Genomic DNA, 19,313 nt, shown 5'->3' with positions numbered 1-19,313 from the left:
AGCCGGGGTTCTGCAGGCAATGCCGGCAGGTCGATTCCAAAGCGAGGAAGAGACGCGCCTCTTCCGATCATCGAGGTTGCTACAACGCAAGATAGATGAATAGGTCACTCCGTCAACCAAACCTGCGGGGTGCGCCCGGCCGGAAGATCAATGATCGAGGCGATTTCGTTCTCCCTGGGTCGAGTGGCTAGACGGAAAGGTGCTTCCATGCGGCGGAAGCTGCTCTCGGCATCCCGGGATCGCCTGTGTCGCCGGCAGCAAAAAGCCCATTCCCGGCGCCGACGGCAGCACTGGAAATGGGCTTTAAAGGCAGAAGCGGAGGGCAGCACGCGCCTCACTACTCTCGGACCGGCGGCAGAGAGCGCCGCCGGGCATCAACGATCCGGCGCCTCCGCCGGCTCGCCGCGCATCTCGCTGAGGAAGAAGCCTTCGCGCAGGTTGATGCCATATTCGACAAAGGCCTTCATGCAGCAGAGCATTTGCGTCCAGCCCTCGCAGTTGAGGTAGGTGCCGCGACGGCCGGCCTCGTCCTCGCGCCAGCCGGATTCCTCTATGATCACCAGCGTGCCGCCATCATCCAGCGGATCGAACGTCATCTCCACCTTGGTCTTGTAGCGGATGCCATCCTCACCGGTACCGCCGTCCCAGCGAAGGACGATCCGCCGGTTGACCTCCAGCTCCTCGACTTCGACCGGCGCGTCCTTCCACCAGATGACGGTCGTTCCCGCCACCAGCGGCGCGCTGGCACCGCCGACGGTGGTGAAATAGCTCGACAGCTTTTTCGGATTGACGACGGCGTCGAAGACCTCCTCGACCTTGCGGCCAATCCGGCCTGAAATACGAACATTCAATGTCATGGCGTCTCCTCCGCAAATTGATTGCCGCACGATTGCGAGCGGCCCCATTATGTTATAAAAATATAACATGTCAAACGAATCAGACAGCGACCTCATTTTCAAGGCCCTTGCGCATCGTCGCCGGCGCGAAATCCTCGACCTTCTCAAGGAGGCGCCGCGGACGACGGGAATGCTTTGCGAGACCTTCGCGGATATGGACCGCTGCACGGTGATGCTGCATTTGAAGGTATTGGAGGAGGCGGACCTCGTTATCGCCAGGAAAGAAGGTCGGGAGCGCTGGAACCATCTGAACAGCCTTCCGATAAAGCAGATCCACGACCGCTGGATCAGCGCCTATGCAGGGCACGCACTGTCCATCCTCGATCGGCTGAAAAGCGACATGGAGAGCTGAAACGAGAAATTACGCCGCGCTGTTCCGGCGCAACAGTTCCTTCAATTTGCCACTCGTCCCATCCTCGTCGAGCGGCGTATAGACCACCAGCTTAATGTCGGGCCGGTCCATGACGGCAAGAGCGGTATATTCGAATGTCATCAGCCCACCTTCGGGATGACGGAGGCGCTTGTGACCGGTAAGCGGCCGCAAGACGTCCTGTCTCGGCCACCAGGCGCGAAATTCCGGGCTGACCTGCGTCAAGGTGGCGATCAGCCGTTCGAAATCGGGATCGCCGGCGTAGCGGGCGCTGTCGGCACGGAACATCGCAAGCGAATTTGCCGCCACGATCTCCCAATCGACGAGAAGCTGCCGATGGGCAGGATCGGTGAACACGCGATGGACGCTGTTGCGCGCATCCCCCTGCAACTGGCTGTAATCGCCGAAAAGCGCGACCGCTGCCGCGTTCCAAGCCAGCACGTCCCAGCGCCTGCCGAGGACATAGGCCGGCTGCCCTGCAAGGCTCGCGAGCATCCGCCGCAGCGCATCCGGCACATCCTCAGGCCCGCGTGACGGCGCCTCAGCCGGCGGCCGATCGCTGAGGGTGAAGAGGTGTCGCCTCTCGGCGGGATCGAGCCGAAGCGCATCCGCCAGTGCCGACAGAACCTCCGATGAGGCGCGAACGTCCCGCCCCTGCTCCAGCCATGTGTACCAGGTGGTGCCGACGCCGGCGAGAAGCGCCACTTCCTCGCGCCTGAGCCCCGGCGTGCGCCGCCGAAATCCCTCCGGCAGCCCGACGCCTGATGGCGTCAGCTTCTCCCGGCGGGAACGCAGAAAGGCGCCGAATTCGCGACGTCTGACTTCGAGAACGGTCTGGCTCTGATTGATGGTCATCGCTTATCATAGCAGGATCAATACTAGGATAAAGCCAGAACTGTTTATCGCTTTTGCAAGCTGCCAAATATCAGGTCAGAGACATGACGGAGGCAGTTGCGATGGACATGAGCGGCAAGACGATCCTGATCACAGGTTCGACGGATGGTGTCGGCCGCAGGGTTGCGGAAAGACTGGCGGCGACAGGTGCCACGGTGCTGGTGCATGGCCGCAACGCCGCACGCGCCGAAAATCTGGTCTCCCGCATCCACAACGCCGGCGGAAAGGCGGCCTTCTATCTCGCCGGCTTCCTGCTGACCCATCGTCTCCTGCCGCTATTAAAGGCAGGCAGCCCAGCCCGCGTCGTCAATGTCTCCTCCGCCGGCCAACAGGCAATCGACTTCTCCGATGTCATGCTGACGCGCGGCTATAGCGGCGTGCGAGCCTATTGCCAGAGCAAATTGGCGCAGATCATGTTCACCTTCGATCTCGCTGAGGAACTGGCCGGCGCCGGCATCACCGCCAACTGCCTGCACCCGGCGACCTATATGGATACGACCATGGTGCGCCTGTCGGGCGTCACGCCGATCAGCACCGTCGATCAAGGCGCCGATGCCATCCTCAATCTGGCAATAAGCGACGATCTGGTTGGACGCACTGGCCTCTATTTCGATGGGCTGCGCGCTGCCCGCGCCAGCGCGCAAGCCTACGACACGGCTGCGCGCCAAAAGCTGCGAACATTCAGCCAAAGCCTGACCGACCTCACCTGAACCACAACCTCCCATACACTCCCCTACCCCAGAAAGGAGACACCCATGTCGTCTCAACACGTTGTTATTGTCGGCGGTTCATCCGGCATCGGCCTTGCGGCTGCTGTCCATCTTCTCGAAAAAGGATATCGTGTCACGATCACAGGTCGCGACGCAGCGAAGCTCCAGACAGCGGCGCAAGGCCTGAATGGCGATGTCACTGCTGCCGTTATGGATGCGGCTGACTTTACCGGCCTTGCCAACGCTTTTGACGCAATCGGACCGCTCGATCACCTCGTCCTGGCTTTGGGCGGCGGCAACGGCGCAGGTCCTTTCGCCACTGTTGATCTCGCCGATCTCAGGAAGGGCTTCGAACAGAAGACGATGGCGCATTTTGCCTGTGCGCAGGCCTGCCTTCCCCACCTGTCGAAGCAGGGCAGCATCACCTTCGTCTCCGCCGTCTCGGCCCAGGCGGCCATGCCCGGAACTGCGGGGCTCGGAGCCATCAATGCCGCCATTGCCGCCCTCGCACCGATTCTCGCCGTCGAGCTCAAGCCGATCCGGGTGAACTGCGTTTCGCCTGGCGTCGTCGACACGCCCTGGTGGGATTTCCTGAGCGCTGACCAGAAAGAGCCGACCTTTGCCGGATTCGCGGCACGCACGCCAGTCGGCCGCGTCGGCCGCCCGCAGGAGATCGCCGAGGCCATCAGCTTCCTGATCGGCAACGGCTTTACAAGCGGCCACACGCTGATCTGCGACGGCGGCATCCGCCTCGGTCAATAATCCCTAGGCCATTGCTGCCCCGTAGCGGCAATGGCTCCTTCAGTTATTACGCACATCCGCCTGTAGATGCTTGAGGATCTCGATGAGTTCCGGCGCCATGTCGCGGATTTCGCGCAGGTGGATGGCGCTCAGCCGCAGCAACACCTCTTCGGATTGCTCCGTCAGCCGCAGCGTCTGCCGGCGCTTGTCGACGGGATCGGGATGCCGCGTGACATAGCCGGCATCAATCAGCCGCCCCACAAGTTCGGTCGCTGTATGCGGCGCGATCAGCAACCGCTCCGCCAGCATGCCGATCGTCATCGCCTCGCCCTGCCGATTGCCCTTGATGGCCAACAATGCCTGATGCTGCTGCGGCGGCAGGCCGGCCTCCTGCGCTGCCGATGTGCTGAAATCAGTGAATTTGCGCAGTGTGTAGCGCAATGTGGCCAGCGCCTCGTAATCCGCCTGCGACAAGGTCTCATCCGAACTCTGCACCATCAAATCGTCCTCATTGCCGCAATTAGCGATCTCTGTTGATTTATATCGCATTACGATATATTTGCCATCTCGACGCCAAAAGCGGCCGAATGACGGCCGCGCACGCTTAGCACAGAAGGTCGCCGATGCAGGACACCACTACCTCACAAAATCATGGCCACGATTTCTCCGGCGGCGCATCGCGAAAGGACAATGGCGATTTTACCACCGACAAGCGCGTGTTGCTGCTGATCGCCATGGCGCTCGTGGTCGGCACCGGCGGAGCCTTTGCCGCCTGGGTGCTGATCAAGCTCATCGCGCTCGTCAGCAATGCCGTCTGGCTGTTCAAGATCAGCACCGCGCCACTCTCCTTCAGCACAGTGGCACGCTCGCCATGGATGGTGGCGGCCCCTGTAGTCGGCGGCCTCGTCATCGGCCTGATGGCTCGCTACGGTTCGGAGAAGATCCGCGGCCACGGGATTCCGGAAGCGATCGAAGCCATCTTGATCGGCGGCAGCCGCATGTCGCCGAAAGTGGCGGTGCTGAAGCCCCTGTCATCGGCCATCTCCATCGGCTCCGGCGGCCCCTTTGGCGCGGAAGGCCCTATCATCATGACCGGCGGCGCCATCGGCTCGCTTTTCGCGCAGCTTTTTCATCTGAGCGCCGCCGAGCGCAAGACGCTGCTGGTCGCCGGCGCCGCGGCCGGCATGACGGCGGTATTCGGCACGCCGATTGCGGCTGTCATGCTCGCGGTCGAATTGCTGCTGTTCGAATGGAAGCCGCGCAGCTTCATTCCGGTCGCTGTCGCAGCTTGCGTTTCAGTCGTTTGGCGGCCGTTGCTGATCGATAGCGGCGCGCTGTTTCCAGCCCATTTCGAAACGACGCTCTCCTGGTGGGGCATTCTGCTCGCCGCCGGCCTCGGCATCATCTCCGGTCTGCAATCCGGCCTGCTGACGACGCTGCTCTACCGCATCGAGGACGCGTTCGAGACGCTGCCGATCCACTGGATGTGGTGGCCGGCGCTTGGCGGCCTGGTCGTCGGCCTCGGTGGATTGATCGAGCCTCGCGCCCTCGGCGTCGGCTACGACATCATCGCCGACCTCCTGCACAGCCGGGTCGCGGCAGGCGCCGTTCTCGCAATCCTCCTGGTCAAGGCGGGCATCTGGCTGGTCGCTCTCTCCTCCGGCACCTCAGGCGGCGTGCTGGCGCCGCTCCTCATTCTCGGCGGCGCGCTGGGCTGGCTGGTGGGTCTCGTCCTGCCTGGTGACCCTGGCTTCTGGGCACTGCTGGGCATGGCAGCCATGATGGGCGGCACCATGCGCGCACCGCTAACCGGCACCTTCTTCGCCATGGAACTGACGGGAGACATGGGAGCGCTGATACCGCTGCTTGCGGCGACGGTCGCCGCCTATGCCGTCACCGTGCTGCTGCTCAAACGATCAATCCTCACGGAAAAGATCGCCCGTCGCGGCCAGCACATCACCCGCGAATACGGCATCGACCCCTTCGAGCTGACGCGGGCCGCCGATATCATGATCGCCAAGGTGGATACCCTGCCCGCCACCATGCGGCTATCGGAAGCGCTGGCCTATATGACGGAACGCGTCGGTGCCCATCGCTTCTATCCCGTCGTCGACGGCGACGCCCGGCTGGTCGGCATGATCTCGCGCGCCGATGCCTTGCGGTGGCAGAGCAAGCCGGACCTGATGGATCAATCGCTCTATGATGTGATCTCGGATACGTCCATTCCGGTCGCCCATCTGGAGGATACGGTCGGGCGTGTTGCCGACATCATGATCCATGCCGATACGGGCCGCGTTCCCGTCGTCGAGGCGCAAACCGGGCGACTGGTGGGCTTGATCGCCCGCAAAGACCTGCTGCGACTGCGCAGCGCGACCAATCGCGCCGAACTCGAACGCGGCGCCTATCTCGGATCAAAACGTTAGGGGAGGAGGAGTGGCGTCAGCGCGGCACAAGAACTGCGCGGCGCCTTCCTTACCATCAGCCAAGAAACTTGAAGAGCGATCCACGACGACCGATGGATGTTTACGATCCTGGGTGCCTACAAACGTAGGTGGGCGCCGTGTGTCTAAGCCCAGGGGCCTAGCCAGGGACAGCTCCCTTTGGATCGAGTATGGCCCCAGGGATTGTGGTTCCTGTCGGGAAGCGCAGACCGCCTGAACTATATAAAGAGCTTTGAGGCTTTGTACCAGAGGGCCCCAGCCGGCATCCGCAGAAATAAACTCAAGCCTGCTCCGTGCCCGGCCGGGCTATCAGCTTCTCGGTGATGCCGCTGATGCGCATGGTCACTTCGTCGATGACGCTTGCCAGCGTCTCCTCGGCGCGCGCATTGGCCGCAACCGTCATATCGCGGTTGCTGGTGAGCGTTTCCAGCTCGGCTTCGAGCGCCGAGACGCGGCGCGTCAGCTCCGAAACCTCATCCATGATCATGATGCCGGCCATGACGGTCAGCCTGAGATCGCCGATCTCTCCGAACTGGCTCTTCAGATGCAGCACATAGCGGTCGAAGCGATTGGCCAGATCCGTCAGATGATCTTCCTGCCCCTCTTCGCAGGCCATCCGGTAGGCTTTGCCGTCGATCGTTACCGTTACTTGTGCCATTCGACTTTCCGATCATTGCCGTGCCACGGCGGCTGCCTCCCGAGGGATCAGCGGTCCAGCACGGCTCTTATGGTTTCCATCGCCGTAACGAGCCGGCGCGACACCTCACGATTGACTTCCTCGAGCCGGTTCGCACGGAACTCGGCCTGATCAAGTTCCTGGGCCAGGCGCGAACGATCGGTATGAACCCGCCGCACCTCGCCTTCTATGTCGCTATGTGCACGTTCGCGCTCGAACCGTCCGTCAACCGCACTCTCCAAAGTGGAAAGCGCCTGGCGCAATTGGGCAAGCGCTGCATCTACCGTTTTGCCTGAAGGTGTCATGGCCTTCGATACTCCGCGCAAGGCCCGAATCAAAACATCCGGCCACTTGTCTGATTTCGCAACAATATTCAACTCGGCGACTGCACGTCAATAAAGGCGGCCATGCGGCAGGCACCCTATTCTGTGGATGAATGCTGCCTTTGCCTGTCCTACAGGCTTTGTCGCATCATTGTCGTCTTTTGTAAAAGTGAACGGGCAAATGTTAAAAAATTGCCGCAGCGGCCCCGGATTGGGTCCTCGATTTATTGACTTGCTCGCCCCAACTGCTATGTCTCAGCCGTCTGAGGCGACGTTGAAAATGGAGTTCAGAGGACCGTCTGTCTCCCTTCTGCCCGCCTTTCAACCGATGGCTTCCCTCCCAAGCGTGCGGCCATCCCCCGAACCCGGAACATTGCGGAAAAACCCATGATCTCTCGCGAACAAAACGACCGGATGGCAAATGCGATCCGTTTCCTTGCCATGGATGCTGTCGAGAAGGCCAATTCCGGTCACCCCGGTTTGCCTATGGGCATGGCCGATGTTGCCACTGTTCTCTTTAGCAAATATCTGCGGTTTGACCCCAAGAACCCGCTTTGGCCGGACCGTGACCGTTTCGTCCTGTCGGCCGGCCACGGCTCGATGCTGCTCTATTCGGTTCTCTACCTCACCGGCTACCCGGACATGACGGTTGATGAACTGACACGCTTCCGCCAGCTCGGCTCCAAGACCGCCGGCCATCCGGAATATGGTCACGCCACCGGCATCGAAACCACCACCGGCCCGCTCGGTCAGGGCATTGCCAATGCCGTCGGCATGGCCATCGCCGAGCGCAAGCTGCGCGAGGAATTCGGTTCGGAACTGCAGGATCACTACACCTATGCCATGTGCGGCGACGGCTGCCTGATGGAAGGCATCAGCCATGAGGCGATCGCGCTTGCCGGCCACCTCAAGCTCAACAAGCTGATCCTGTTCTGGGACAATAACTCCATCACCATCGACGGCGCTGTCTCGCTTTCGGACTCGACCGACCAGATCATGCGCTTCAAGGCCGTTCACTGGAACACGATCGAAATCGACGGTCATGACCAGGCCGCCATCGAAGCCGCCATCGAAGCCGCCCAAAAGTCCGACCGCCCGACCCTGATCGCCTGCAAGACGATCATCGGCTTCGGCGCCCCGAACAAGCAGGGCACCCACAAGGTTCACGGTTCGCCGCTCGGCGCCGAGGAAATTGCCGCGACCCGCGTTGCGCTGAACTGGCCCTACGAGCCCTTCGTCATCCCGAACGACATTCTCGGTGAATGGCGTGCTGCCGGCGAACGCTCCATCGGCACCCGCGAAGCCTGGGAAGGCCGCCTTGCCAGTGCCGACGCTGCCAAGAAGGCTGAGTTTACCCGCCGTTTTGCCCACGAGCTGCCAGCCGGTTTCGACGCCGCCATCAGCGACTACAAGAAGAAGCTTGCCGAGACCAAGCCGACGCTTGCAACCCGCAAGGCATCGGAAGATGCGCTGGAAGTCATCAACGGCTTCATTCCGGAAACGATCGGCGGCTCCGCCGACCTGACGCCGTCGAACAACACCAAGACCAGCCAGATGAAGTCGATCACCCCGACCGATTTCTCCGGCCGCTACATGCACTGGGGCATCCGCGAGCACGGCATGGCTGCCGCAATGAACGGTATCGCGCTCCATGGCGGTCTCATCCCCTACAGCGGCGGCTTCATGATCTTCTCGGATTATTGCCGCCCGCCGCTCCGCCTCGCTTCCCTCATGGGCATCCGCGCCATCCACGTCCTGACGCATGATTCCATCGGCGTCGGCGAAGACGGCCCGACCCACCAGCCGGTCGAGCAGGTCGCCAGCCTGCGCGCCATCCCGCACTTCCAGCTCTTCCGCCCGGCTGACGCCACGGAAACGGCCGAGTGCTGGCAGATCGCCATCAAGTCGACCAACCGTCCGTCCGGCCTCGCGCTGACCCGCCAGAACCTGTTGGCCGCTCGTACGGAATACAGCGAAAAGAACCTCTGCGAACTCGGCGCCTACACGCTGGCCGGCAATGCCGACGCCAAGGTGACGATCTTCGCTTCGGGCTCCGAAGTCGAACTGGCCGTCGCTGCCCGCACGGCTCTCGAGGGCAAGGGCATTTCCACCCGTGTCGTTTCCGTTCCCTGCACCGAGCTCTTCTTCGAGCAGCCCGACGCCTACCGCAAGGAAATCATCGGCAACTCGCCGGTCAAGGTTGCGGTCGAAGCCGGCGTTCGCGAAGGCTGGGATGCCTTCATCGGGCCGGAAGGTGCCTTCATCGGCATGAAAGGCTTCGGCGCTTCGGCTCCTTACAAGGACGTCTACAAGCACTTCGGCATCACCACCGAAGCTGTGGTCGCCGCTGCTGAGGCAAAGCTTTCCTGAGGGCGCTGACAAGCGCTCTCAAATCCAATAGATAAACACCCTGAGTGAACGGGAGTGAATTTCAATGACTGTAAAAGTAGCCATTAACGGCTTTGGCCGTATCGGCCGTAACGTTCTGCGCGCCATCGTCGAATCCGGCCGTACCGACATCGAAGTCGTTGCCATCAACGACCTCGGCCCGGTCGAGACCAATGCGCACCTGCTGCGCTACGACTCCATCCATGGCAAGTTTCCGGCCGAAGTGAAGGTCGAAGGCGACACGATCATCGTTGGCGGCGGCAAGCCGATCAAGGTTACCGCCATCAAGGATCCGGCAACCCTGCCGCACCGCGATCTCGGCGTCGACATCGCCATGGAATGCACGGGCATCTTCACCGCCCGCGACAAGGCGGCCGCTCACCTGACGGCCGGCGCCAAGCGCGTCATCGTTTCGGCTCCTGCCGACGGCGCCGACCTGACCGTCGTATTCGGCGTCAACCACGACCAGCTCACCAAGGAGCACCTGGTCATCTCCAACGCGTCCTGCACCACGAACTGCTTGGTGCCGGTCGTCAAGGTTCTCGACGACGCCGTCGGTATCGACCATGGCTTCATGACGACCATTCACTCCTACACGGGTGACCAGCCGACGCTCGACACCATGCACAAGGACCTGTACCGCGCCCGCGCCGCAGCCCTGTCCATGATCCCGACATCGACCGGCGCCGCAAAGGCCGTTGGTCTCGTCCTGCCGCACCTCAAGGGCAAGCTCGACGGCACCTCGATCCGCGTTCCCACCCCGAACGTCTCGGTCGTCGACTTCAAGTTTGTGGCCAAGAAGGCAACGACGGTCGGCGAAATCAACGAAGCCATCAAGGCTGCGTCGAACGGCAAGCTGAAGGGCATCCTCGGCTACACCGACGAGCCGCTGGTTTCTCGCGACTTCAACCATGACAGCCATTCGTCGATCTTCGCGACCGACCAGACTAAGGTCATGGAAGGCAACTTCGTGCGCGTATTGTCCTGGTACGACAACGAATGGGGCTTCTCCAGCCGCATGTCCGATACGGCCGTCGCACTTGCCAAACTGATCTGATCATGGTCTTCCGCCCTCTCCTTCCGACGACAGTGCGCTGGCGTCCGATCGAGGGAGACGGGCTGGAGCACCTGACGATAGCCCCAATTAACGACACGGCCACTGGCGCGACCATTCGCGCCAGTGGCGTTATTGTAGGAGGTCGCGGCGGGTTGCCCTACGGCGTCTTCTACCGCATCGACTGCGCCGCCGACTGGGCCGTTCTATCCTTTAGCGTCGAAACGACGGATGGCCGACGCCTTGCCCTGCTCTCCGACGGCAAGGGTCGCTGGCGCACCGAAGACGGCCGTGCCTTGCCGCAATTCGACGGATGCATCGACATCGATCTCTATGGTTCGCCCTTCACCAACAGCCTGCCAATCCGCCGGCTCGAGCTGCAGCCGGAAGACGGAACGGCGAAGCTTTCGATGCTCTATATTCCCTTCGACAGTTTCGAGCCTGTGTGCGATGGCCAGCACTACACCTGCATCGTGCCGGAAAAGCTCTATCGCTACGCAGCGCAGGACCGAGCCTTCACCGTGGACCTGCCCGTCGACGCCGATGGTCTCGTGATCGACTATCCGATCTACTTCAGGCGCGTCGACGTCTGATTAGGAGTAGATGCCGACCCGCGCATCGTCGTAAAAACATTTCGAATCTTTTCGTACCCTGCCCTGCTATGGTCCAGATTTACCAATAAATTTTGAGCAGGAAATCTCCCAGGGTATTCCAAGCCGCTTTGCCGTTCTGGCGAGGCGCATCACACCATGACGTTGCAATCGTCGGAGCAGGTTCAATTTCAAGACCCTGCTCGCACGATACCGTGTTTGCCAATCGCTGCGGCGCAACGCCATAATGGATGACGGAGGGATTTCTTATATCCCGGGCCTCTGGTCCGGGCAGCGGCGCACGGAAGAGGGGAATGAAAAGGTGGAGGCATTTTACGTCATCGTGCTGGTCAGCACGGTCCTGGTCCTGATAGCGGCTTTCTCGAGCCTCATCGCCTTCCGTTTCGGCGCACCCTTGCTGCTGCTGTTCCTGATGATTGGCCTTGCCGCCGGCACCGATGGTCTCGGCATCGAATTCTCCAACAATTATCTCGCCTATATCCTCGGCTCGCTGGCGCTGGCCATCATCCTCTTCGATTCAGGCTACGGCACGCCGATCCAGGCCTTCAAGCTCGCAGCGGCGCCGGCATTGACCATCGCTTCCGCCGGCGTTCTGGTGACCGCAGGCCTGTTCGGCCTTGCCGCCACCTGGCTGCTCGGCTTCACCTGGCTGCAAGGCCTGCTGCTCGGCTCGATCGTCGCCTCCACCGACGCCGCCGCCGTCTTCTTCCTGCTGCGCATCGGCGGCATCAATATCCGCGACAAGGTGCGCTCGACCTTGGAAGTCGAATCCGGCACCAACGACCCGATGGCCATCTTCCTGACCTTGGCCCTCGTCCAGCTGCTGGCGAGCGGCGAAGGCTATGCCGGCATCAACATCGTCATGCTGGCGACCTTCGTCCAGCAGATGGGGCTCGGCGTCATCCTCGGCCTGCTCGGCGGCATGATGATCGTCCTCATCGTCAGCCGCCTCGATACCGATCGCGGCCTGACGCCGATCTTCGTGCTGGCGCTGGCGCTCCTCGTCTTCTCGTTTACCGGCGCGGTCGGCGGCAGCGGCTTCCTGGCCGTCTATGTCGCCGGCATCTATGCTGGCAATCGCAAGATGCCTGCTTCGGCCTCGATCAAGCGCTTCCAGGACGGCATGACATGGCTGGCGCAGATCATCATGTTCCTCGTGCTTGGCCTGCTCGCCACGCCATCGCAATTTCCCGCCATCGCCATCCCGGCGATCGCATTGGCGCTGTTCCTGATCTTCGTCGCCCGGCCGATCGCCGTCTGGCTCTGCTTGCTCCCCTTCGACTATACCCAGCGCGAGACCGGCTTCGTCGCCTGGGTTGGTCTGCGCGGCGCGGTCTCCATCCTGCTCGCCATCATGCCGATCCTCGGCAATCTCGAGAGGGCGCAGACCTATTTCAACGTCGCTTTCATCGTCGTGCTGGTATCGCTGCTCGTCCAGGGCTGGACGATCAAGCCCATGGCGCGCCGCCTCGCCCTTATCGTTCCCCGGCGCATGGGCGCGATCGACAAGGTCGAGGTCGACCTGCCGGGCGCCGTCAACCACGAGCTGATTTCCTACCGTGTCTTCAAGGACAGCGCGGTTCTGCGCGGCGAGCGTATTCCGCGCTGGGCGATACCTTCGCTCATCGTGCGCGACGGCAAATCCATGCGCTATCAATATGCCGGCCGCCTGCGCGAAAACGATATCGTCTATCTCTTCATCTCGCCCAACTATTCACGCCTGCTCGACCGTCTCTTTGCCAGCCGCGCCCCGGTCGATCCAGATGATGCCGAATTCTTCGGCGCCTTCTCGATCTCACCGTTGCGCCCCGCCGCCGATCTCGACGCGGCCTACGGGCCAGGCCTCCTGAGCGAGCAGGAAAAAGGTCTCACCATCGCCGAACTCATGCGCCAGCGCCTGGGCGGCAAGGCCGACTATGCGGATCGCATCCGCCTCGGCGAGATCATCCTCATAGTCCGCGATCTCGACGAGAACGACCATATCCAGTCTGTCGGCATGTCGCTGGAGGCGGTGGAGCCGCCGGTCATCCTGCCGATCTTCATCAATCTCTACGATATTCTGAAGAGCCTCCGCAGCTATCTGCAGAAGCGCCGCGAGCGCCCGGAAGGAGCGGTTTCAAACGATTCAACCGCCGGCAAAAACGACGCCTGAACGCCTTGCGTCTCCGATCATCCGTAGTATGGTCGGCGCGCTTCACGCCACCAACAATATTGGATCCTCCCCATGGCAGCCTTCAAGACCCTTGACGATCTCAACGACATCACCGGCAAGCGCATTCTCGTGCGCGTTGACCTCAACGTGCCGGTCAAGGATGGTAAAGTCACCGATGCAACCCGCATCGAGCGCGTCGCGCCGACGATCCTCGAACTGTCCGAAAAGGGTGCCAAGGTCATCCTGCTCGCCCATTTCGGCCGCCCGAAGGATGGCCCCTCGCCCGACCTTTCCCTCGGCCTCATCGTGCCGGCCGTCGAGGAAGTTCTCGATCACGCCGTTCTCTTCGCCTCCGACAGCATCGGCGCCCCGGCTGCCGACGCGGTTGCCAAGATGAACAATGGCGACATCCTGCTGCTTGAGAACACCCGCTTCCACAAGGAAGAAGAAAAGAACGACGCGGCCTTCACCAAGGCGCTTGCCGCCAATGGCGACATCTACGTCAACGACGCCTTCTCTGCTGCGCACCGCGCCCACTCCTCGACCGAGGGTCTTGCCCACCTTCTGCCGGCCTATGCCGGCCGCACCATGCAGGCCGAACTCGAAGCCCTGGAAAAGGGCCTCGGCAACCCGGTTCGCCCGGTCGTTGCCATCGTCGGCGGCGCCAAGGTTTCCTCCAAGATCGACCTTTTGATGAACCTCGTGAAGAAGGTCGACGCGCTCGTCATCGGCGGCGGCATGGCCAACACCTTCATCGCCGCCCGCGGCACGAATGTCGGCAAGTCGCTGTGCGAACATGACCTCGCCGCCACTGCCAAGCAGATCATGATCGAGGCCGCCGCCTCCGGTTGCGCCATCGTCCTGCCGGATGACGGCGTCGTCGCCCGCGAATTCAAGGCTGGTGCCGATAATGAGGTCGTCTCCATCGAAGCCATTCCGGCAGATGCCATGGTGCTCGATGTCGGCCCGAAGTCGGTCGAGTCGATCAAGAGCTGGATCGGCCGCGCCACGACGCTGGTCTGGAACGGCCCGCTCGGCGCCTTCGAAATCACCCCCTTCGACGCCGCTACCGTTGCAGTCGCCAAATATGCGGCCGAATGCACCAAAAGCGGCAAGCTGACCTCGGTTGCGGGCGGCGGTGATACGGTGTCCGCGCTCAACCATGCCGGCGTTGCCGATGACTTCAGCTATGTCTCGACCGCAGGCGGCGCCTTCCTCGAATGGATGGAAGGCAAGGTTCTTCCGGGCGTTGCCGTCCTTCAGGCCACCAAGTAAGCAGCTTCGCACAAACGAGTGACAGGAGCCGCGAAGGCGAAGGCTTTCGCGGCTTTCCTGTGAGTGCTAAGATGAGCCCCGAAAGTTTCAAACGGTTGAAATCATTTCAATCGTTTCAATTAGTTAGCCGACCATTTCCCTCCTTCTATACTTCTGTTATCGCCGATCTATATTGATCCTGTCGCCGACTGAAATCGCCTTGGAGAAACAAAATGAGCGAACGAATTGAAGACATTGCCGTAAAGATGGTTGCCGGTGGCAAGGGCCTCCTCGCAGCGGATGAATCCACCGCCACGAATAAGAAGCGCTTCGACACCATCTCTCTCGTATCAACGGAAGAGAGCCGCCGCGACTATCGCGAAATGCTCTTCCGCTCCGACGAAGCGATGAAGAAATACATCTCCGGCGTCATCCTCTATGAGGAAACCCTCTTCCAGAAGGCTGCGAACGGCACGCCCTTCGTCGACGTCATCAGGGCAGCAGACAGCATTCCAGGCATCAAGGTCGATATCGGCGCCAAGCCGCTGGCCGGCTTCCCCGGCGAAACCGTCACCGAAGGCCTCGATGGCCTCGCCGATCGCCTGGCGAAATATTATGACGCCGGCGCCCGCTTCGCCAAGTGGCGCGGCGTGATCGCCATTTCCGACACGCTTCCGACCTTTGGTGCCGTCAAGGCGAATGCCCATGCGCTCGCCCGCTACGCTGCCCTCTGCCAGCAGGCAAAGATCGTCCCGATCGTCGAGCCGGAAGTGCTGATGGATGGCGAACCCGGCACCCAGAGCCTCGACCGCAGTGAAGAAGTCACCCGCTGGACGCTGCAGATCGTCTTCCAGGAACTCGCCGAAGCGCGCATCAAGCTCGAAGGCATGATCCTGAAGCCGAGCATGGTCATCGACGGCAAGAAGGTCCGCAAGGCCTCCGTCGAGCAGGTTGCCGAGCGCACCGTCAAGGTTCTCAAGGAAACCGTGCCTTCGGCCGTTCCCGGCATCGCCTTCCTCTCCGGCGGCCAGACGACCGAAGAAGCAACCGCCCACCTCTCCGCCATCAACTCCGGCTATGACCTGCCCTGGAACGTCACCTTCTCCTATGGCCGCGCCCTGCAGGACAGCGCGCTGAAGGCCTGGGGCGGCAAGCCGGAAAACGTCGCCGCCGGCCAGCGCGCCTTCACCCACCGCGCCGAGATGAATTATCTCGCCGCCAAGGGCAGCTGGACCAAGGACCGCGAACAGGCTGCCTGATTTCAGCTGGCGTTTGAATGAACAAAGCCCCGATCGCCATGCGGTCGGGGCTTTTTGGTTTGATGTTGAAACGAGGTGCGCCATCCTCCAGAGATCGCCTCTGGAACTCGTCAAAATCAGTCAACTGCCTTTTGCTGGAGAACGATTTATCGCCTCGCCGATTCCTCGGCTTATGCATTGAATAGAGGGAAAATTGGTCACGCCATAATTGGAGGATTGCCTGGGTGAGACATGCGTTTCACCGATCTCTGCGCAATGGCGCAGATAGTCGAGCACGACCATGCTGACACCTGGCCTTGGAAACCTGCGGAAATCAAACCTTCCGTCCTCCGTCGGAACACCAAGAAGATGGTCAAAGCCCGCGATGACGCATGAACTGACATCGGCGGCAGTCATTGATCCCGCGGCGGGGTCGACCAATAGAAATCCGCCCTCCGACCAGCCATTTTCTGTGTAGCGATAGACAATGCACCCGTTATCTGTCGGGTGGGCATCCAGCAACATTGCACTGGTGTTACTGCGAAGGCTGTAGCCAGCTAACGCCTTTTGTCTCTCCGCCGCTGTCATATGAAGGAAGTTAGATATTACGACAATCTCGATATCGGCCAGCCCCCAAGCGCGCCGAAACAAGGAAGGACGAGCCAGCTTCAGGTCATTGATCGCTTGATCGCCCAGCGGTTCACCTGTCGCCAATCGTGATACCGGCTGGTTATCGGGGAACAAAGGAATGAGTGTATTCGGATTAAGTCCGTCTACATATTGCTTGGCGGCCATCAGATCAGCACGCGGATAGTCCCGAGGCTGCACCCGAAACCATGGGCGAAGGCCAGCAGTGCCATAAAGGCGATCGCCAACAGCGTCCCAAAGATGCGTATGCTCGTCACTTCTTCTGGTGTGTGATTACGCGCCACGCGATAACTCAGCCGACAAATCAAAGCGCGACGATTGCAGAAGCCGGCGGCATTCGCAACCATCAGCAATTCCCTGACCGACCGAACGGGATGATATTCAACGACCTCCCTAAATCGTCGGCAACATCCCGCCATCGACCCTCAGATTGACGCCGGTTATGTACGCCGCCCGTGGGCTGACGAGGAAGGAAACTGCATCGGCTATCTCCTCCAGGGTTCCCACCCGCCCGACAGGCACTTGGGCGAACATCGGCAGCACGGCCTGTTCGATCGCCTCCCACGAAGCGTCTTGCGCAAGCCCCTGCTCCATGGCGACCTCGCGAAACCGGGCATCCAGCCTGCCGCTATGTATCGTGCCGGGCGATACCGTATTGACCGTGATGCCGTCGGCCGCGACTGCTTTCGCCATCGAGGCGGTCATTGCGTTCATGGCGGCCTTGCACGCGGAATAATCCGGCCGCGAGGCTGGTGGCATCAAACCGGCCAGGCTGGAAATATTGACCACCCGTCCCCACTTGGCCTGCCGCATTCTCGGCAGCAGCAGGGTTGTTACTCTCACCGCAGCAAGAACATTGCGATCGTAGGCGGAGGCCCATGAAGCGGCGCGGCTGTTCGTCCAATCCTCCGCCTCGCCGGATCCGCCGGCATTGTTGATCACGATATCTATCGGGCCGGCAAGCGCCTGTGCCTCATCGACGAACCACCGCACCTCGTCATCGATCGTGAGATCGCCGACGACAGCATAGGCCTGCCCTCCCTCGGCGACGATGTCTCGGGCAACCCGTTCCGTCTGCGTCCTGTCGCGGCCATGGACGATAACCACCGCCTTCTCGCGAGCGAGCCCCCGGGCGATCGCCTCGCCTATGCCCTTGCTGCTACCGGTGACGAGCGCCGTCTTTCCGTCCAGTTTCAAATCCATTGCGCGATACCTATGTTGAAATCGATAGCTCACAAAAGAACAGAACGATGGTCGAGACAATTACGCACTTTAAAGTGCCTGTAGAACGAGAAGAGCGTGCGGTATGCCTTGGTCCCGACGGATCCGTGGCGCATGTCACCAGGGTGCTTCGAATGATCAGCGGGCGCTGGAAACTTCCGATCCTGTTCCGGCTTTTCGCAGAGCCATCGATGCGGACCTCGCAATTGAAACGCGACATGCCGGGCATTTCACAGAAGATGCTGACGCAACACCTGCGAGAGCTGGAGGATGATCGGCTTGTCGCAAGGCGAGACTTCGCCGAGCAGCCACCGCGCGTCGAATACCAGCTGACCGATGCCGGTCGAGCGCTGATGCCGGTCCTGATGGCGGCGCGGGAGTTCTCAATAGGCCATGTCGTCGAAGGCTAGGGCCCACCCGCGTTTGGCCTGACACGAATCGAGCTGATCATCCGAACTTGTCACCGGCACAAGTTCCGGCATTCAGCCATGCCCGGCCTGCGGTTATATCCCTAGCAGTCCTATGACAGCCATCGGGAGCCGCCATGAACACCGTCGCCTATGTCACCGTCGATGTCTTCACCTCGGAGCGCTTCGTCGGCAATCCCTTGGCCGTCATTCCAGATGCGCGCGGCCTCACCGGCGAAACCATGCAGAAGATCGCGGCCGAGTTCGGCTATTCCGAAACGACTTTCGTGCTACCACCGGCAGATCCGGATCACACGGCCCGCGTCCGCATCTTCACGCCGACGGCGGAAATCCCCTTTGCCGGCCATCCCAATGTCGGCACCGCCTTTGCGCTTGGCCAGCAACCGGAGATCTTCGGCAAGCCCGTAGGTGACAGGCTGATCTTCGAAGAGGATGCCGGCCTGGTGAATGTGACATTGCTGCGCAGTGGTGAAGGCGTCACCGGCGCCAGCATACGCGCTCCGGGGCCGCTTACGATTGGCGGGACCGTTGCCGACGAGCTGATTGCCCGCTGCGTTCAGATCGACCCGCGATCAATCCTCCGGGCAACGCATGCGCCGACATTTGTCTCCGTTGGCCTGCCCTTTGCCTTTGCCGAACTGGACGGTCTCGATACCCTAGGCAAGGCTCGCCCGAACGCTGCTGTTTTCGCCGAAGCAGCCACGCGGCATAAGGAAGACAAGACCGGTTTCTCGCTCTTTCTCTACACGCGTTCGGCCGAAAACCCGTGGCATATCCGTGCCCGCATGTTCGCGCCGCTCGACAATGTCATCGAAGACCCGGCTACCGGCAGCGCTTCGGCTGCGCTCGGAGCCTACCTGACCTCGCTGCTCTCGGCCCGCGATGCCGAGATCAGGATCACCATCGAACAAGGCGTGGAGATGGGGCGGCGCAGCCTGATCAATGTCGATGTCAGGAAATCCGCGGGCTTGGTAAACGAAGTCTTGCTCTCGGGAAGCTGCGTCCAAGCCATGCGTGGCGAGGTCCGGCTTTAAGCTGCAAGCGCACTGCACCTGGAAGGCCAAATCGAGGCTCGAAACGCGCTAAAACGTCTCGTTGATGATCAGTGCGATCGTCCAGACGGCAAAGGCGATGATGGCGATCTTCCAGAAATCCGCTCGACGCCTGAGGCCCGGCAGCCCCAATGGCTTGATGATATGCACCGCCATGGCGAGCAACAGCAGCACCGCGATGACTTTTGTCACGCTATTTTTCCCCGTTTGCGCAAG

The 19,313-nt window shown here is 61.3% G+C and carries 21 protein-coding genes and 1 other RNA gene; 12 read left to right on the top strand and 10 right to left on the bottom strand.

All coding sequences use genetic code 11. From position 1 onward, the window contains the following. Positions 1 to 374: 374 nt before the first annotated feature. The gene (locus tag A6U86_RS31860) at positions 375 to 857 is read right to left on the bottom strand and encodes an SRPBCC domain-containing protein (protein ID WP_068400317.1); all 483 of its coding nucleotides are present in this window, start codon (positions 855 to 857) and stop codon (positions 375 to 377) included. A 67-nt stretch (positions 858 to 924) separates the two neighbouring features. Here A6U86_RS31860 and A6U86_RS31855 point away from each other — a divergent pair, with 67 nt between their 5' ends. Further along, positions 925 to 1,248 (top strand): helix-turn-helix transcriptional regulator, encoded by a 324-nt coding sequence (locus A6U86_RS31855; RefSeq protein WP_068400315.1) that lies wholly within the window; start codon positions 925 to 927, stop codon positions 1,246 to 1,248. Positions 1,249 to 1,257: 9 nt separating this feature from the next. On the opposite strand, the gene A6U86_RS31850 is transcribed toward A6U86_RS31855, so the two are convergent. Continuing rightward, positions 1,258 to 2,121, bottom strand: coding sequence for a helix-turn-helix transcriptional regulator (locus A6U86_RS31850; RefSeq protein ID WP_068400312.1), 864 nt, complete (start codon positions 2,119 to 2,121; stop codon positions 1,258 to 1,260). A 101-nt stretch (positions 2,122 to 2,222) separates the two neighbouring features. On the opposite strand from A6U86_RS31850, the gene A6U86_RS31845 reads away from it, so the two are divergent. Both A6U86_RS31845 and A6U86_RS31840 read left to right on the top strand, forming a co-directional pair. Further along, complete coding sequence (locus tag A6U86_RS31845) at positions 2,223 to 2,870, top strand: SDR family NAD(P)-dependent oxidoreductase (RefSeq protein WP_068400544.1); 648 nt, start codon at positions 2,223 to 2,225, stop codon at positions 2,868 to 2,870. Positions 2,871 to 2,915: 45 nt separating this feature from the next. Further along, positions 2,916 to 3,632 (top strand): SDR family oxidoreductase, encoded by a 717-nt coding sequence (locus A6U86_RS31840; RefSeq protein ID WP_068400309.1) that lies wholly within the window; start codon positions 2,916 to 2,918, stop codon positions 3,630 to 3,632. Between the two features lie 39 nt (positions 3,633 to 3,671). Here the strand turns inward: A6U86_RS31840 and A6U86_RS31835 are convergent, their stop codons facing one another. Continuing rightward, positions 3,672 to 4,109 (bottom strand): MarR family winged helix-turn-helix transcriptional regulator, encoded by a 438-nt coding sequence (locus A6U86_RS31835; RefSeq protein ID WP_068400305.1) that lies wholly within the window; start codon positions 4,107 to 4,109, stop codon positions 3,672 to 3,674. Between the two features lie 125 nt (positions 4,110 to 4,234). Between A6U86_RS31835 and A6U86_RS31830 the strand changes: the two genes are divergently transcribed. Then, positions 4,235 to 6,034, top strand: coding sequence for a chloride channel protein (locus A6U86_RS31830; protein ID WP_068400303.1), 1,800 nt, complete (start codon positions 4,235 to 4,237; stop codon positions 6,032 to 6,034). A 73-nt stretch (positions 6,035 to 6,107) separates the two neighbouring features. Here A6U86_RS31830 and ssrS read toward each other — a convergent pair. The 3 genes from ssrS to A6U86_RS31815 all read right to left on the bottom strand — a co-directional run bounded on the left by ssrS (position 6,108) and on the right by A6U86_RS31815 (position 7,033). Continuing rightward, positions 6,108 to 6,266, bottom strand: a non-coding RNA gene (gene ssrS / locus A6U86_RS31825) — 6S RNA. A 66-nt stretch (positions 6,267 to 6,332) separates the two neighbouring features. Further along, positions 6,333 to 6,710 carry a cell division protein ZapA gene (locus A6U86_RS31820; RefSeq protein ID WP_068400300.1) on the bottom strand — a complete coding sequence of 126 codons (378 nt, stop codon included), beginning with the start codon at positions 6,708 to 6,710 and terminating at the stop codon, positions 6,333 to 6,335. Positions 6,711 to 6,757: 47 nt separating this feature from the next. After that, positions 6,758 to 7,033 (bottom strand): DUF4164 domain-containing protein, encoded by a 276-nt coding sequence (locus tag A6U86_RS31815; protein ID WP_077469497.1) that lies wholly within the window; start codon positions 7,031 to 7,033, stop codon positions 6,758 to 6,760. 405 nt (positions 7,034 to 7,438) lie between these two features. On the opposite strand from A6U86_RS31815, the gene tkt reads away from it, so the two are divergent. The 6 genes from tkt (at position 7,439) to A6U86_RS31785 (ending at position 15,769) form a co-directional block, all read left to right on the top strand. Next, positions 7,439 to 9,421 (top strand): transketolase, encoded by a 1,983-nt coding sequence (tkt, locus tag A6U86_RS31810; protein ID WP_068400294.1) that lies wholly within the window; start codon positions 7,439 to 7,441, stop codon positions 9,419 to 9,421. A gap of 64 nt (positions 9,422 to 9,485) precedes the next feature. Further along, positions 9,486 to 10,496, top strand: coding sequence for a type I glyceraldehyde-3-phosphate dehydrogenase (gap, locus tag A6U86_RS31805; RefSeq protein WP_068400291.1), 1,011 nt, complete (start codon positions 9,486 to 9,488; stop codon positions 10,494 to 10,496). Between the two features lie 2 nt (positions 10,497 to 10,498). Continuing rightward, complete coding sequence (locus A6U86_RS31800; protein WP_068400289.1) at positions 10,499 to 11,086, top strand: putative glycolipid-binding domain-containing protein; 588 nt, start codon at positions 10,499 to 10,501, stop codon at positions 11,084 to 11,086. Positions 11,087 to 11,405: 319 nt separating this feature from the next. After that, complete coding sequence (locus A6U86_RS31795; protein ID WP_068400541.1) at positions 11,406 to 13,256, top strand: potassium/proton antiporter; 1,851 nt, start codon at positions 11,406 to 11,408, stop codon at positions 13,254 to 13,256. Positions 13,257 to 13,328: 72 nt separating this feature from the next. Then, on the top strand, positions 13,329 to 14,531 hold the full coding sequence (gene pgk, locus A6U86_RS31790; protein WP_068400286.1) for a phosphoglycerate kinase: 1,203 nt from the start codon (positions 13,329 to 13,331) through the stop codon (positions 14,529 to 14,531). Between the two features lie 212 nt (positions 14,532 to 14,743). Beyond that, complete coding sequence (locus A6U86_RS31785) at positions 14,744 to 15,769, top strand: class I fructose-bisphosphate aldolase (RefSeq protein ID WP_068400284.1); 1,026 nt, start codon at positions 14,744 to 14,746, stop codon at positions 15,767 to 15,769. Between the two features lie 120 nt (positions 15,770 to 15,889). Here A6U86_RS31785 and A6U86_RS31780 read toward each other — a convergent pair whose 3' ends face one another. Genes A6U86_RS31780 through A6U86_RS31770 form a run of 3 tightly spaced genes read right to left on the bottom strand, consistent with a single transcriptional unit; the run spans position 15,890 to position 17,599 of the window. Beyond that, positions 15,890 to 16,543, bottom strand: coding sequence for a hypothetical protein (locus tag A6U86_RS31780; protein WP_068400282.1), 654 nt, complete (start codon positions 16,541 to 16,543; stop codon positions 15,890 to 15,892). Then, a complete protein-coding gene (locus tag A6U86_RS31775; RefSeq protein WP_068400279.1) occupies positions 16,543 to 16,743 on the bottom strand; it encodes a hypothetical protein in 201 nt (66 codons plus the stop codon). The genes A6U86_RS31780 and A6U86_RS31775 overlap by 1 nt, the downstream gene beginning before the upstream one ends. 46 nt (positions 16,744 to 16,789) lie before the next feature. Then, entirely contained in the window at positions 16,790 to 17,599 is an 810-nt protein-coding gene (locus A6U86_RS31770; protein ID WP_068400277.1) for an SDR family NAD(P)-dependent oxidoreductase, read from the bottom strand. 47 nt (positions 17,600 to 17,646) lie between these two features. Here A6U86_RS31770 and A6U86_RS31765 point away from each other — a divergent pair, with 47 nt between their 5' ends. Together A6U86_RS31765 and A6U86_RS31760 are read left to right on the top strand one after the other, a co-directional pair. Further along, the gene (locus tag A6U86_RS31765) at positions 17,647 to 18,027 is read left to right on the top strand and encodes a helix-turn-helix domain-containing protein (RefSeq protein ID WP_068400540.1); all 381 of its coding nucleotides are present in this window, start codon (positions 17,647 to 17,649) and stop codon (positions 18,025 to 18,027) included. A gap of 134 nt (positions 18,028 to 18,161) precedes the next feature. Further along, entirely contained in the window at positions 18,162 to 19,079 is a 918-nt protein-coding gene (locus A6U86_RS31760) for a PhzF family phenazine biosynthesis protein (protein WP_068400274.1), read from the top strand. 48 nt (positions 19,080 to 19,127) lie between these two features. Here the strand turns inward: A6U86_RS31760 and A6U86_RS35750 are convergent, their stop codons facing one another. Then, positions 19,128 to 19,289 (bottom strand): hypothetical protein, encoded by a 162-nt coding sequence (locus A6U86_RS35750; RefSeq protein ID WP_169055381.1) that lies wholly within the window; start codon positions 19,287 to 19,289, stop codon positions 19,128 to 19,130. Positions 19,290 to 19,313 lie beyond the last annotated feature (24 nt).

The sequence above is a fragment of the Rhizobium sp. AC27/96 genome (assembly GCF_001692325.1).
Taxonomy (GTDB): Bacteria; Pseudomonadota; Alphaproteobacteria; order Rhizobiales; family Rhizobiaceae; genus Rhizobium.
This window is presented reverse-complemented; position numbering and strand designations above follow the sequence as displayed.